Annotated in this window: 12 protein-coding genes and 1 pseudogene; 5 read left to right on the top strand and 8 right to left on the bottom strand. The window is 64.9% G+C overall.

Annotated elements, in window-relative coordinates; translation table 11 throughout:
• Positions 1-58 precede the first annotated feature (58 nt).
• From CH251_RS02640 to sdhC, 3 genes and pseudogenes are all read right to left on the bottom strand, one after another.
• Positions 59-790: pseudogene (locus tag CH251_RS02640) on the bottom strand (FAD-binding protein); the annotation flags it as partial.
• Between the two features lie 16 nt (positions 791-806).
• On the bottom strand, positions 807-1,259 hold the full coding sequence (locus CH251_RS02635) for a succinate dehydrogenase hydrophobic membrane anchor subunit (RefSeq protein WP_032397462.1): 453 nt from the start codon (positions 1,257-1,259) through the stop codon (positions 807-809).
• Positions 1,259-1,669, bottom strand: coding sequence for a succinate dehydrogenase, cytochrome b556 subunit (gene sdhC / locus CH251_RS02630; protein WP_094611727.1), 411 nt, complete (start codon positions 1,667-1,669; stop codon positions 1,259-1,261). Before sdhC ends, CH251_RS02635 begins: the two co-directional genes overlap by 1 nt.
• 265 nt (positions 1,670-1,934) lie before the next feature.
• Here sdhC and CH251_RS02625 point away from each other — a divergent pair, with 265 nt between their 5' ends.
• Complete coding sequence (locus tag CH251_RS02625) at positions 1,935-2,348, top strand: cytidine deaminase (protein ID WP_094611923.1); 414 nt, start codon at positions 1,935-1,937, stop codon at positions 2,346-2,348.
• Entirely contained in the window at positions 2,341-3,624 is a 1,284-nt protein-coding gene (locus CH251_RS02620) for a thymidine phosphorylase (protein WP_094611726.1), read from the top strand. Before CH251_RS02625 ends, CH251_RS02620 begins: the two co-directional genes overlap by 8 nt.
• A 9-nt stretch (positions 3,625-3,633) precedes the next feature.
• Here the strand turns inward: CH251_RS02620 and CH251_RS02615 are convergent, their stop codons facing one another.
• Together CH251_RS02615 and CH251_RS02610 are read right to left on the bottom strand one after the other, a co-directional pair.
• A complete protein-coding gene (locus CH251_RS02615; RefSeq protein WP_094611725.1) occupies positions 3,634-5,001 on the bottom strand; it encodes an aspartate aminotransferase family protein in 1,368 nt (455 codons plus the stop codon).
• Positions 4,998-5,462: an Lrp/AsnC family transcriptional regulator gene (locus CH251_RS02610; RefSeq protein WP_094611724.1), complete on the bottom strand. Its 465-nt coding sequence runs from the start codon at positions 5,460-5,462 to the stop codon at positions 4,998-5,000. The genes CH251_RS02615 and CH251_RS02610 overlap by 4 nt, the downstream gene beginning before the upstream one ends.
• 143 nt (positions 5,463-5,605) lie before the next feature.
• Here CH251_RS02610 and CH251_RS02605 point away from each other — a divergent pair, with 143 nt between their 5' ends.
• Positions 5,606-7,111 (top strand): gamma-aminobutyraldehyde dehydrogenase, encoded by a 1,506-nt coding sequence (locus CH251_RS02605; protein WP_094611922.1) that lies wholly within the window; start codon positions 5,606-5,608, stop codon positions 7,109-7,111.
• A complete protein-coding gene (locus CH251_RS02600; RefSeq protein ID WP_094611723.1) occupies positions 7,108-8,529 on the top strand; it encodes an FAD-binding oxidoreductase in 1,422 nt (473 codons plus the stop codon). The genes CH251_RS02605 and CH251_RS02600 overlap by 4 nt, the downstream gene beginning before the upstream one ends.
• A 66-nt stretch (positions 8,530-8,595) precedes the next feature.
• Here the strand turns inward: CH251_RS02600 and CH251_RS02595 are convergent, their stop codons facing one another.
• Positions 8,596-9,450, bottom strand: a complete 855-nt coding sequence (locus tag CH251_RS02595) for a universal stress protein (RefSeq protein ID WP_094611722.1) — start codon at positions 9,448-9,450, stop codon at positions 8,596-8,598.
• Between the two features lie 20 nt (positions 9,451-9,470).
• Positions 9,471-10,973, bottom strand: a complete 1,503-nt coding sequence (locus tag CH251_RS02590) for an APC family permease (protein ID WP_094611721.1) — start codon at positions 10,971-10,973, stop codon at positions 9,471-9,473.
• Between the two features lie 245 nt (positions 10,974-11,218).
• Here CH251_RS02590 and CH251_RS02585 point away from each other — a divergent pair, with 245 nt between their 5' ends.
• On the top strand, positions 11,219-12,343 hold the full coding sequence (locus tag CH251_RS02585; RefSeq protein WP_094611921.1) for an adenosine deaminase: 1,125 nt from the start codon (positions 11,219-11,221) through the stop codon (positions 12,341-12,343).
• Positions 12,344-12,364: 21 nt separating this feature from the next.
• Here CH251_RS02585 and CH251_RS02580 read toward each other — a convergent pair whose 3' ends face one another.
• Positions 12,365-13,636: a primosomal protein gene (locus tag CH251_RS02580; RefSeq protein ID WP_179273568.1), complete on the bottom strand. Its 1,272-nt coding sequence runs from the start codon at positions 13,634-13,636 to the stop codon at positions 12,365-12,367.
• Positions 13,637-13,638: the final 2 nt, after the last annotated feature.

Below are 13,638 nucleotides of genomic sequence, written 5' to 3'. Positions count from 1 at the left end.
GGCCTGGGCATCCTCATCTCCGAGGCCGTGCGCGGCGAGGGCGGCATCCTGCGAGACCTGTCGGGTGGAACTGGTGGAACTCCATGTCCTCCAAGGGAAGACCCTTGCGGAACACGATGCTCATGCCGTCACCGGTGAGGGTGTGGGCGTTGGAGGTGGTCTTGTAGATCCGGCCCGAGCCACCCGTGGCGAAGATGATCGACTTCGCGTGGAAGATGTGCAGCTCACCGGTGGAGAGCTCGTAGGCGATGATGCCGGTCGCGACCGGACCGTCGTCGGTCTCGGTCAGACACAGATCCAGTGCGTAGAACTCGTTGTAGAACTCGACGTCGTGCTTGACGCAGTTCTGGTAGAGCGTCTGCAGGATCATGTGGCCGGTGCGGTCGGCTGCGTAGCACGCACGACGCACCGGAGCCTTGCCGTGATCACGGGTGTGACCACCGAAGCGTCGCTGATCGATCTTGCCCTCGGGTGTCCGGTTGAACGGAAGACCCATCTTCTCCAGATCGAGAACAGCATCGATGGCTTCCTTGGCCATGATCTCCACCGCGTCCTGGTCGGCGAGGTAGTCGCCGCCCTTGACGGTGTCGAACGTGTGCCACTCCCAGTTGTCTTCCTCGACGTTGGCCAGGGCGGCGCACATGCCGCCCTGAGCTGCGCCGGTGTGCGAGCGCGTGGGGTAGAGCTTGGTCAGTACGGCTGTGCGAGCACGGGGTCCGGCCTCGATCGCAGCACGCATACCGGCACCGCCTGCGCCGACGATCAGTACGTCGTAACGATGTTCCTGCATGTAAGCGTCAGTGTCCTTAGCTCGCCGTGATGTTGGGATCGAACGTGAAGATGACGTAGGTGCCGACGCCCATGATGAGGATCATCGACAGCACGAGCAGCGTGGTCAGCCAGAAACGCGTCGAGTCCTTGCGGGAGTAGTCCGCGATGATCGTGCGCAGGCCGTTGCCGCCGTGCAGCTGCGCCAGCCACAGCATCGTCAGGTCCCAGAACTGCCAGAACGGGCTGGCCCAACGACCGGCGACGAATGCGAAGTTGATGCGGTGCACACCGTCGTCGAGCATCAGCATGATGAACATGTGGCCCAGGACGAGCACGACGAGTGCCAGGCCGGAGAAGCGCATGAACAGCCATGCGTAGAGCTCGAAGTTGCCCTTGCTCTGGCGCCGCGGCGAACGCGGGTTGGCCAAGCTGGCCGGACGGTCGTAGTTCGTGCCGAGGACCTTCGCCTCGGGACCCTGCGTCGACATCAGTGACCACCCGCCGTGAACATGTTGTAGAAGATTCGTCCCGCGCCGGGGATCATGACGACGAGCCAGACGACTGCGATGACCCACAGCATCGGCTTCTGGTACTGCGGTCCCTTGGACCAGAAGTCGATCAGCATCACGCGGATGCCGTTCAACGCGTGGTACAGCACCGCGGCGACGAGGCCGATCTCCATCAGACCGACGAGCGGGGTCTTGTACGTCTCGATGATGGCGTCGTACGTCTCGGGGTTGACCCGAACCATCGCCGTGTCGAGAACGTGGACGAACAGGAAGAAGAAGACCAGGACGCCTGTGATTCGGTGAAGGACCCAGGACCACATGCCCGGATCCCCGCGGTACAGCGACCGCTTGCGCTCCTTGACCGGAGCGACTTCTGTCGTGCTACTCATCGAGTGCAATGCCTCCAACGTCGTTGGTGGACGCATCGAGCCCGGTGGCCGGTCTTGTCGTGGCTCGATTTGTCGCGATTCGGCCCTAGTGCTGGTTGTACTAGCCGCTTACAAGAAACTGTAAACCCATTCGAAACACGGAACTAATTCGACTCGAGGTTCGTACGTTGCCGAAATCCGGTGTTAGGTTTGCCTTCCCAATTGCTGCAGGCACTTTCGGCCGGATCTCTGCATCAATTCAGACACCGTGATTGGATGGTGCACCATGAACGAAATCGACTGGAAGACGTTGCGCGACAATGCTCATGAGGCAATGGGCCGTGCCTACGCCCCATACTCGAACTTTCCGGTCGGCGCCGCGGCTCTGGTGGACGACAATCGGATAGTCACCGGGTGCAATGTGGAAAATGTCTCATACGGTTTGGGGCTCTGCGCGGAGTGCGGGTTGGTGTCGAACTTGCACTCGACCGGCGGCGGCAGACTCGTGGCCTTTTCCTGCTGCGATTCCAGGCGTGAAATTCTGATGCCGTGCGGGCGATGCCGACAGCTGCTGTACGAGTTCGGCGGCCCGGATCTGCTCGTCGACACCGTCTCGGGACCGGCTCGACTGGCAGAGTTGCTTCCTGATGCTTTCGGCCCCGACAACCTCGACGAAGGACGCGTGAACAACCATGCCTGACGCCGTATCCATCATCAGCGCCAAGCGCGACGGGCGCGTTCTCGACGACGAACAGATCGAATGGGTGATCGCGGAGTTCACCCGCGGATCCGTCGCGCCGGAACAGATGTCGGCTCTGGCGATGGCCGTTCTGTGGCGCGGATTGTCGCGTCGCGAGCTCGGTACGTGGACGAACGCGATGATCGCGTCGGGCACCCGAATGGACTTCTCGGCGCTGCCGCTGCCCACCGTCGACAAGCATTCGACCGGTGGTGTGGGAGACAAGATCACGCTACCGCTGGCTCCGCTCGTCGCCGCCTGCGGGGCCGCTGTGCCGCAGCTGTCGGGTCGAGGACTCGGCCACACCGGCGGAACGCTCGACAAGCTCGAGTCGATCCCCGGGTGGCGGGCCGATCTGAGCGGTGAGGAGATGCATCGCATCCTGGCCGATCCGGCGATCGGTGCCGTCGTGTGCGCTGCCGGAGCCGATCTGGCCCCTGCCGACAAGAAGCTCTACGCCTTGCGCGACGTGACAGGAACGGTCGAATCGATCCCGCTGATCGCCAGCTCGATCATGAGCAAGAAGATCGCCGAGGGCACCGGAGCGCTCGTCTTGGACGTCAAGGTCGGTGCCGGTGCGTTCATGAAGAACGTCGACGACGCCCGCGAACTCGCGACCGCGATGGTCGAACTCGGAACCGATGCGGGCGTACGGACTCTGGCGGTGCTGACCGCGATGGACACCCCGCTCGGGCTCACCGCGGGCAACGCGCTCGAGGTTCGGGAGTCGGTCGAGGTACTCGCCGGAGGTGGGCCTGCCGACATCGTCGAGCTGACGATCACGCTGGCGCGCACGATGCTCGCTGCCGCCGGGATCGAAGGCATCGACCCCGCCGACAAACTCGCCGACGGTTCGGCGATGGATCGGTGGCGAACGATGATCGCCGCGCAGGGCGGCGATCCCGATGCCGCGTTACCCGTCGCCCGCGAGAGCCAGGACTTCATCGCCGCCACCGACGGCGTCGTCACCGAGTTGGACGCAATGGGTGTCGGACTGGCGGCGTGGCGGCTGGGCGCGGGCCGTGAGCGACAGGGTGAGCCGGTGCAGGCCGCAGCCGGTGTGCGACTGCACGCCAAGCCCGGCGATCGGGTGCGCGCAGGAGATCGGCTGGCGACGCTGTACACCGACACTCCCGAGCGCTTCGAGTACGCGCAGCAGGCACTCGAATCCAGCTGGGGGATAGGGGCCACGGCCTCGCAGCCGCGGCCCCTCGTGATCGACCGCATCGGTCGGTAGCGGCGTCGGTCAGATCAGGTTCCCCGCCTCGGTCAAGACGCTGCGCAGGATCTGCTCCATCTCGTCGAACTCCTTCTGACCACAGATCAGTGGCGGAGCCAGCTGCACCACCGGATCGCCGCGATCGTCGGCGCGGCAGTACAGGCCGGCATCGAACAGGGCAGTGGACAGGAAGCCGCGAAGGATGCGTTCGGCTTCGGCGTCGCTGAAGGTCTCCTTCGTGGTCTTGTCCTTGACCAACTCGATGCCGTAGAAGAATCCCTCGCCGCGCACGTCTCCGACGATCGGCAGGTCGTGCAGTTTCTCGAGCGTCGCACGGAACGCCGGTGCGTTGTCTGCGACGTGCGCGTTGATGCCCTCGCGCTCGAAGATGTCGAGATTGGCCATGGCCACGGCGGCGGAGACAGGGTGGCCACCGAAGGTGTATCCGTGCGCGAAGCTCGACGTGCCGTCGTCGAACGGCTCGAACAGCTTGTCGGAGGCGATCATTGCGCCGATGGGTGAGTAGCCCGAGGTCATTCCCTTCGCGCAGGTGATGATGTCCGGTACGTAGCCGAAGTCGCTGCAGGCGAACATCGAACCGATCCTGCCGAAAGCGCAGATGACTTCGTCGGAGACGAGCAGAACGTCGTAGCGATCGCAGATCTCGCGGACCCGCTCGAAGTATCCGGGCGGGGGCGGGAAGCAGCCGCCGGCGTTCTGAACCGGCTCGAGAAACACCGCGGCGACCGTGTCGGGGCCCTCGAATTCGATGGCCTCGGCGATCCGGTCCGCGGCCCAGATTCCGAAGGCCTTCGGATCGCTGTCCATGGGGGCAGGGGCGCGGTAGATGTTGGTGTTCGGCACTCGGAACGCGCCCGGTGTCAGCGGCTCGAAGGGCTCCTTGAGTGCGGGGATTCCGGTGATGGCCAGCGCGCCCTGCGGGGTGCCGTGGTACGCGATCGCTCGCGAGATCACCTTGTGCTTGCCGGGCTTGCCGACCTTCTTGAAGTACTGCTTGGCGAGCTTCCATGCGCTCTCGACCGCTTCACCACCGCCGGTGGTGAAGAAGACGCGATTGAGATCGCCAGGGGCGTATCCGGCCAGCCGCTCGGCGAGCTCGATCGCGGGTTCGGTGACGTACGACCACAGGGGGAAGAACGCCAACTCCTTGGCCTGCTTGGCGGCAGCCTCGGCCAGTTCCTCGCGACCGTGGCCCACCTGCACCACGAACAGCCCCGAAAGACCGTCGATGTAGCTCTTGCCGTTCGAGTCCCAGATGGTCGAACCCTCACCGCGCGTGATGATCGGGGGAGTGACCCCTGCGCCGTGGCGGGTGAAGTGGCCCCACAGATGCTTGGCTGCGGAAGCGTCGAGCTCGGATGTCGTTCGCGTCATCGTGTTCCCCAATTGTATTGCTGCTTCACGAGTTTGAGATAGACCAGCGTTTCGGTGCTGGTGACACCGTCCAGACTGCGGATCTGTTTGTTCAGGATCTGCAGGAGTTGTTCGTCGTCCTCGCACACCACTTCCACGACGATGTCGAACGACCCTGCGGTGAGGACGACGTAATCGATCGCATCGATCGCCGACAGTTCCTCGGACAATGCATAACTGTCGCCGGTGCACCTGATGCCGATCATGGCCTGCCGCTTGAATCCGACCTGTACCGGATCGGTCACCGCGACGATCTGCATGACGCCGGAGTCCGTCAGGCGCTGAACTCGTTGACGGACAGCCGCTTCCGAGAGTCCGACGGCTTTGCCGATGGCGGCGTACGAGCGACGCCCGTCCTCCTGGAGTTGCTCGATGATCGCCTTGGAGACGTCGTCGAGTGCGATGGGCGGTTGCTCGGGCATGGATCGATCTTGTCACTGTCGTGGCCGTGAACACAACCCGTCGACGATGAAAAGCGTGTCGAATGTCGATTCAGACGACAGAATCCGTTGTCGAAAGGCTGGAAACAGAGAGAATCAGTGGATCCGACGGTACTGTCGCAGGCATGGCGAACATTCCAGGTTGTTGGATCGGTGGACGCGCGGTGGACGGAAGCGGCGATCGGTATGCGGTCGACGATCCCGCGACCGGAGCTGTCGTCGCCGACGTAGGGCTGGCCTCCGCCGCCGACGTCGATTCGGCTCTCGTGCATGCCCGATCGGCCTTTCCGGCATGGTCCACCGCCACCCCCGCGCACCGCAGTGCCGTGTTGATGGAACTGGCGCGTCTCGTTGCGGCCGATGCGGAGAACTTCGTGTTCGAGGAAGTGGTGCAGACCGGCAAATCGACAAGGTTGGCAACCGAATTCGACGTTCCGGGCAGCATCGACAACATCGAGTTCTTCGCCGGAGCAGCGCGGCACCTCGACGGCAAGGCCGCTGCGGAGTACTCGGGGGAACACACCTCCGCCATCCGTCGTGACGCCGTCGGAGTGGTCGGGTCGATCACTCCCTGGAACTATCCGCTGCAGATGGCGGTGTGGAAAGCCATGCCGGCGTTGGCGGCCGGGTGCTCCATCGTGCTCAAGCCCAGTGAACTCACCCCGCTGACCACGTTGCGGCTGGCACGCTTGGCCACCGAAGCGGGCGTTCCCGACGGGGTGTTCAACGTGGTCACCGGAACAGGTCTCGATGCAGGAGTCGCGCTGTCCTCCCACGCGAATCTGGATCTGATGACGTTCACCGGCTCCACTCCCGTCGGCAGGCGCGTGATGGCGCAGGCCGCTGCGCACGGCACGCGCGTGCAGCTCGAGCTCGGCGGCAAGGCACCGCTGGTGGTGTTCGAGGACGCCGATCTCGACGCAGCCATCCACGGAGCCGTCGCGGGATCGTTGATCAACGGCGGTCAGGACTGCACGGCTGCCACCCGCGCCATCGTCGCCGAATCCCTGTACGACGACTTCGTCGCCGGAGTGGCCGAGTTGATGGGACGCGTCGTCGTGGGAGACCCGACGGATCCGGCGACCGACATGGGATCGTTGATCTCCGTCACGCACCGCGATCGTGTGGCGGCGATGGTGGATCGAGCCCGCGACGCGGGGGCCAGGGTGGTGACCGGAGGCCGTGTCCCGCAGGGCCGGGGTGCGTTCTATCCGCCGACCCTGATCGCCGATGTCGGTGAGCAGGACGAGATCTATCGCGACGAGGTGTTCGGTCCGGTGCTCACTGTGTCGAAGCATCACGGGGACGACGATGCGATCCGGCGCGCCAACGACACCGAGTTCGGACTCGCCGCCTCCGCCTGGACCAGGGACGTGTACCGCGCAGGCCGAGCGACGCGGGAGATTGCCGCCGGCTGCGTGTGGATCAACGACCACATCCCGATCATCAGCGAGATGCCGCACGGCGGGTTCGGGGCCTCGGGGTTCGGTAAGGACATGTCCAGCTACTCGCTCGACGAGTATCTCACCGTCAAGCATGTCATGACCGACATCACGGGTGTGGCCCGAAAGGCTTGGCACCGAACGGTGTTCGCTGCGGCCGATCCCGAAGCGCAGGTGGATGCCCGATGAGCACATCATGGGCAACCGCACCCACCGAACGCGGCGTGGCGATGGTGGCGGGCGCGGCACCGGAGTCGTACTGGCTCGATCGTCCCGAACGCCCGGCTCCGCGCAGTCGGCACACCGGCTCTGCGACAGCGGATCTGGTGATCGTCGGCGGCGGGTTCACCGGATTGTGGGCGGCTCTGCACGCGGCCGAGGAGAACCCGAACCGATCGATCGTGGTGCTCGAAGGCGACCGCATCGCCGAGGGCGCAACCGGACGCAACGGTGGCTTCTGCGCGGCCAGCCTGACGCACGGACTGAGCAACGGACTGGACCGCTACGCGGACGAACTGCCCGAGCTGCTGCGCATGGGAACAGAGACGCTCGACGCGATCTGCGCGACGGCGGAGAAGTACGGAATCGACGCCGACATCGAGCGCACCGGCGAGCTGGACATCGCCAACTTCGACTGGCAGGTCGACGATCTACGTGAGCTCGGCGACGAGGCGGCACGGTTGTCGCAGTCGATGGAGTACCTCGACGCCGCTGCGGCGGCGTCGAGAGTCACCTCACCGATGGCGCGCGGTGCACTCTTCGACCCCGACGTCGCGATGATCGACCCCGCCAAACTGGCGTGGGGCCTGGCCGACGCGGCCGAGTCGCTCGGCGTTCGCATTCACGAGAACACCAGGGCACTGTCGATCGACAAGTCCGGCAACGGTATTCGAGTGAAGACGGGCTACGGCACCATCGAGGCAGCCAAGGTTCTGCTGGCCACCTCGGCATCGAAATCGTTGCGTCGCAAGCTCCGTCACTGGATCGTCCCGGTATGGGACTACGTGATCATGACCGAGCCGCTGAATCCGTCACAGCTCGCCGACATCGGCTGGTCCGGCCGCGAAGGGTTGGCCGACTCCGGCAACAGATTCCACTACTTCCGGTTGACGGCGGACGATCGCATCCTGTTCGGCGGGTGGGATGCGCACTACTTCTACGGTAGTGACACCGACCCACGCCGAACCCAACATCCCGAAGAGTTCGCATTGCTCGCCGAACACCTGCTGCAGATGTTCCCGAGTCTCGAGGGAATCCGAGCCACCCACGCCTGGGGCGGATCGATCGACACGTGCTCGCGGTTCAGCGCATTCTGGGATCTCGGCATGAACGGACGGGTGGCCTCGGTGGCCGGGTTCACCGGCCTCGGCGTCGGCGCGTCGCACTTCGGGGCCCGCACCGCCCTCGATCTGTTGGACGGCAAGGACACCGAGCGAACACGCCTGAAGATGGTGCGCACCAAGCCGCTGCCGTTCCCACCCGAGCCCATCAGATCCATCGGCATCAACATCACGCGTGCCCAATTCGCCCGCGCAGACCGCAACGAGGGACGACGGGGACTGTGGCTGAAGGGAATGGATGCCCTCGGGCTCGGCTTCGACAGCTGAGATGCCAAGGCAGTGGTGCGGTTGAGTGCCACCCATGGCACTCAACCGCACCACTGCCTGTGGCACTTACTCGTGGGGAACGACGACCACCGGCACCGGCGCAGCCCGCAGAATCTTGGCTGCGCTGGAACCGAGGAACACCCGCTTGGGAGTCGCCAATCGACTCGAGCCCAGGAACAGCACATCGCCCGGCTTCCAGTCGAGGTTGCCCATCGCCTCGTCCAGTGTCGACCCGTCGGCGACGACAGACTGCAGGCCCTCGATATCGGGGAGGGTGCGCACAGCGTGGTCGAGATTGTCCTGCGCGGCGGCGACCTGTCGTCGACGGGTGTCCAGTGACGTCTCGTCGCTCGGGGCCCCGGTCGGCTCGAGCGAGACCAGCGACACCAATCGCACCGGCACGTGCGCCGCGCTGGCAAGAGTGATGGCGAAGGGCAGCGGATTCGGAGCGGAGGCTCGAGTGGGGACGGCGACGGTCAGGTCGGTGATCGGTGCGTTCGAGAGCCGGTAGCCCCGAGGGGCAAGTGCCAGCGGCACCTCCGACGCGTGCAGCAGTTGACTGGCGACCGACCCGATCGAGTGCCGGTTCAGCAGGCCGTCACCGGCACCGCCGACGACGATCATGTCGGCATCGGTGTTCACCGCGAAGTCGATCAGGGCGCGGGCGAACGACTCGTGGGAGAGCACGTGCGTGGTCACCTCGATGCCCGACGGCACCTGGGCGGCCGCGTCGTCCACCCAGCCCCGCGCCTTGGCCTCGAGAACTTTTCGGTACGGTCCGCTGCCTTCCATCACAGGTTCGTCGACGGCCATGACCAGCACGATGTCGATGGACGCGTCGAGGGCGCGGGCGAGGGCGGTGGCCAGGGCTACGCCGTCGTCGCCGCTGGGTGTGGCGAGGTAGCCGACGGTGATCTTCATGAGCGCGGTGTCCTTCTCTTCTAGTAAGTGTCGGGAACCTTGACGTCGGTCGACGCGGTGAGTGTCTTGCCCTGGAAGAAGTCCTTGTTCCCCACGAAGCACAGCAGCATGAGCGGAATGCCGAGTACCAGCATGCCGACACCGAGAACGAACACTCCGCCGATCGGACCGTAGACGGTGTAACCGTAGTCGGGCTTGATCATGTCGACCGCGCTCTGGACGAACGCCCACGTCATGGACAGCCCACCGAGAAGCGGAAAGATGCCGCGCATGAACAGGTTTCGGGCGGACGAGAACAAGGTCCGACGGAAATACCAGACGCACGCGTACGCGGTGATGCCGTAGTAGAAGGCGACCGCGAGGCCGAGCGACGCCACCGAATCCTGGAGTGCGTTGGCGCTGACGAAGGTGAGCACCAGGTAGAACAGCAGGGCCGCGACTCCCATCACGAGGGTGCCGAAGCCGGGCGTCATGTACTTGGGATGGACGCTCGCGAACCGCTTGGGGAGGGCCTCGTAGACGGCCATCGACAGGGTTCCGCGGGCGGTGGGCAGGATGGTCGTCTGGGTCGAGGACAGAGCCGAGATCGAGACCGTCAACAGCAGCAGCGACGCCACGATCGAGCCGGCAACCGGACCGCCGAGGATGGTGAGCACGTCGTCGACGTTGTCCGGGTTGTTCAGGCCGATGCCGGTATCGCCGAACCCGGCGAACGACTGCACCGCGTATCCGACGAGAACGTATGTCGCGACGAGGATCAGCGTCGTGATCACCGCGGCGCGTCCCGGCGTCTTCTCCGAGTCCTTCGTTTCCTCGCCGACGGCCAGGCAGGCATCCCATCCCCAGTAGATGAAGATGCACAGGATGATGGCCTGGGCCGCGTCGGACATCGTCACTCCGGTCGGCACCAACCAACTCCACTGGGGTGTGATGGCCTGCGGCCCTGCGGTGCCCGCCCCCACCTTGACCAGTGCCGTCACCGACACTCCGATGAGCACCCCGAACTGCACGACGAGCAGCACGTTCTGCATGCGTTCGCTGATGAGGATGCCGCGAAAACTGACGTAGGTCATCGAGGCGATGAAGAACGAGCCGAGGGCGACCTTGGCAGCGGTGGATTCCGCCAACCCCGACAGCCCCAGGAACTCGAACAGGTAGATGGCGGCGATCTCGGCGACGTTGGCCAGCACGATGATCGCCGAGACTGCCAGCCCCCATCCCGCCATCCAGCCGACCCAGGGTCCGAAGGCTTTGGTGCCCCACGTGAACGACGTTCCGCAGTCCGGGGTGTCGCGTCCCAATTCCCGGTAGGCGAAGGCCGTGAGCAGCATCGGGACGAACGCGATGAGAAACATCGACGGCGCTTTGTCGCCGACGGCCAACACGACGTAGCCGAGGGTGGCGGCCAGACTGTAGGCCGGGGCCACTGCCGACAGTCCGATGACGATGTTGCCGACCAACCCGAGAGCGCCGGTGTTGAGTCCTTTACCCGGAAGGGTGTTCGGCGGTTCCACAGTGGACATAAGTCTCTCCGAGGTTCGAGTCGACCGAGGACGTCGGAGGGGGACCCGACAGAATCGGCCGCGTGTGTGGGATGAACACTACGATTTCCGTCGCTGATTCGCTGTGTATCGACGGAATTGTTTTCATCGGAGTAACAATGCAACGGAATGGGTCGCAGAAGTGGCGGGGTTCGCCGGAATCCGCGGACTCGCCGATGGGTTCCGGCGGACGCGCGTGCGCGCGGGCCGCACGCTACCGTCGTCACATGAGCACCGCGGAGAACACTCAGTCCTCGATCGGTGGCAGTGCGCCACTCGATCTCGCGTCGATCAGGACAGCTCCCAAGGCGTTGTTGCACGATCACCTCGACGGCGGACTCCGCCCGCAGACCGTGTTGGAGCTGGCCGAAGAATGCGGTTACGGCGATCTTCCCGCCACCGACGGTGCAGCGTTGGGCGAGTGGTTCCGCGACGCCGCGGACAGTGGCTCGCTCGTGCGGTATCTCGAGACGTTCGCGCACACCGTCGCCGTGATGCAGACCCCCGAAGGGCTGTTCCGAGTGGCGCGCGAATGCGCCGAGGATCTGGCCGACGACGGCGTCGTGTACGCCGAGGTGCGCTTCGCGCCGGAACAGCACCTCGAGCGCGGACTGACCCTCGACGAGGTTGTCGCCCATACCCTTGCCGGCTTCGAAGCCGGGATCTCCGCGGCCAAGGTGCGCGGCAAGAACATCACGATCGGCACGTTGCTCACGGCGATGCGGCACGCGGCGCGCTCACGGGAGATCGCCGAGCTGACGGTTCGGTTCCGTGACCGCGGCGTCGTCGGCTTCGACATCGCCGGCGCCGAAGCGGGCTTCCCTCCCAGTCGCCACCTCGACGCGTTCGAGTACATGCGAGCGAGCAACGCGCACTTCACCATTCACGCGGGGGAGGCATTCGGTCTGCCGTCGATCCAGGAAGCGGTGGCGTTCTGCGGCACCGACAGGCTCGGTCACGGGGTTCGGATCACCGACGACATCACCACCGGTGCCGACGGCAGTCCCGAACTCGGCCTGTTGGCGGCCTACGTCCGCGACACCAGGATGCCCCTCGAGCTGTGCCCCAGCTCCAACGTCCAGACCGGTGCCGTCGAATCGTTGGCGACGCACCCGTTCGATCTGCTTGCCCGACTGCGATTCCGAGTCACCGTCAACACCGACAACCGGTTGATGAGCGATACCTCGATGAGTCGTGAGATGGTCAAGCTCGTCGAGACCTTCGGCTACGGCTGGAGCGATCTCGAGCGATTCACCATCAACGCGATGAAGTCGGCGTTCCTGCCGTTCGACGAGAGGCTGGCCCTGATCGACGACGTCATCAAGCCCGGATACGCAGTTCTGATCGGCTGATCGATCGGGCCCGGCGGGCGGCTACTTCTTGCGCAGCCGGCTCTCGAACTCGCGCTCCAGGGCGCGCCATGCTTCGGCCTCGACGTCGAACGGCGCGCTCGGAGCGAGCCTGTCGGGACTGGGCTCGAGGGTGTACGAGACGTACCAACCCAGTGGGGTGGACGTGGCGAGCGCCTCGTCGACGGAATCGTCACCGGCGAAATCGGCTGCATCGGTGAACAATTCGACGGCCAGATCCAATTGTTCGACGTCGACTGCGGTGGGCCCGTCGGCGAGGTCGTCGGCCAGACCGGGCAGCACGTACACGTTGTCGTCGGTGATCGCGATGTCGAGGGAGCCGTCGATGGCGGCGGTCTGAACGTCGGAGTAGGTGCTGACCTGCGCCAGATCGTGATCGTGATCGTCGGCCAGATACCGGGCCAACGAACGCTCGGAACCGAAGACGCTGATGGCGCCGCCGCGACCGAGGAACACCGGCTTGTCGCCGAGGTAGCACCGCAGGGTGTAGAGCGTGTCGTCCGAGGTGATGATGCGAATCGGGTCGATGCCGACAGTGGTCCAGAACGTGTCTTCGGCTGCGGCCGCGGCGATCGGATCGCGGTCCACCTCGGCGGTGTCGTCGTCGTCATCGTCTTCGTCGTCCGAATCGGAGTCGATGTCGTCCGTGACGTCATCGGCGTCGACGGCGTTCTCTGCCGCTGCGGTGATCTCGGCTTCGGCGACGGCAACGGCAGCGGAGTCGACATCGGGGGAGGTGACTATGGAGTCGACTGCGTCGAGCACGTCGTCCCAGTGCTTGGCGACGGCCGCTCCGATGCGGTCCCACAGTTCTCCGCCCTCGCGACCGAGGAAGTTCTCGACGCCTCCGCCGACCGCCCCGACGAACGGGTTGGAGCCGAAAAAGCTTGTGACGGGTCGCAATTCGCAGACATCGCCGATGGAGGAGACGATGTCGAAGGTGGCCTGCAGTTCGGCGAGAACGTCGGCCTCGGGGTCTGAGGCCACCAACTCCGGTACCGCCACCAGATCGAAGCGGTGCAGATCGTCGGGCTCGAGTTCGTGTGCGGCGAGTGCGGAGACCACCTTCCACGACGGATGGTCGACGAGATCGTTGTCGTCGTCGGATCGGACGAATGCCGCGAGCTCTGCGACGGTCGAGAATCCGTACAGGTCTTCTTCGTGTCCGAGGAATGCCTCCCACTCGTCGTCGCCTTCTCGCCACTCCGGTGCCCACAGTGTCGAGAAGTCACCGGCGGTGAGACCGAGTTCGATCGGGATGATGTCTCCAGCCATGG

This window comes from Rhodococcus sp. 06-462-5 (assembly GCF_002258315.1).
Lineage (GTDB): Bacteria > Actinomycetota > Actinomycetes > Mycobacteriales > Mycobacteriaceae > Rhodococcoides.
This window is presented reverse-complemented; position numbering and strand designations above follow the sequence as displayed.

Coding starts and splice junctions, on each gene's coding strand:
- CH251_RS02635 (WP_032397462.1), bottom strand. CDS start 1,259: ATGTCGACGCAGGGTCCCGAGGCGAAGGTCCTCGGCACGAACTACGAC.
- sdhC (WP_094611727.1), bottom strand. CDS start 1,669: ATGAGTAGCACGACAGAAGTCGCTCCGGTCAAGGAGCGCAAGCGGTCG.
- CH251_RS02625 (WP_094611923.1), top strand. CDS start 1,935: ATGAACGAAATCGACTGGAAGACGTTGCGCGACAATGCTCATGAGGCA.
- CH251_RS02620 (WP_094611726.1), top strand. CDS start 2,341: ATGCCTGACGCCGTATCCATCATCAGCGCCAAGCGCGACGGGCGCGTT.
- CH251_RS02615 (WP_094611725.1), bottom strand. CDS start 5,001: ATGACGCGAACGACATCCGAGCTCGACGCTTCCGCAGCCAAGCATCTG.
- CH251_RS02610 (WP_094611724.1), bottom strand. CDS start 5,462: ATGCCCGAGCAACCGCCCATCGCACTCGACGACGTCTCCAAGGCGATC.
- CH251_RS02605 (WP_094611922.1), top strand. CDS start 5,606: ATGGCGAACATTCCAGGTTGTTGGATCGGTGGACGCGCGGTGGACGGA.
- CH251_RS02600 (WP_094611723.1), top strand. CDS start 7,108: ATGAGCACATCATGGGCAACCGCACCCACCGAACGCGGCGTGGCGATG.
- CH251_RS02595 (WP_094611722.1), bottom strand. CDS start 9,450: ATGAAGATCACCGTCGGCTACCTCGCCACACCCAGCGGCGACGACGGC.
- CH251_RS02590 (WP_094611721.1), bottom strand. CDS start 10,973: ATGTCCACTGTGGAACCGCCGAACACCCTTCCGGGTAAAGGACTCAAC.
- CH251_RS02585 (WP_094611921.1), top strand. CDS start 11,219: ATGAGCACCGCGGAGAACACTCAGTCCTCGATCGGTGGCAGTGCGCCA.
- CH251_RS02580 (WP_179273568.1), bottom strand. CDS start 13,636: ATGGCTGGAGACATCATCCCGATCGAACTCGGTCTCACCGCCGGTGAC.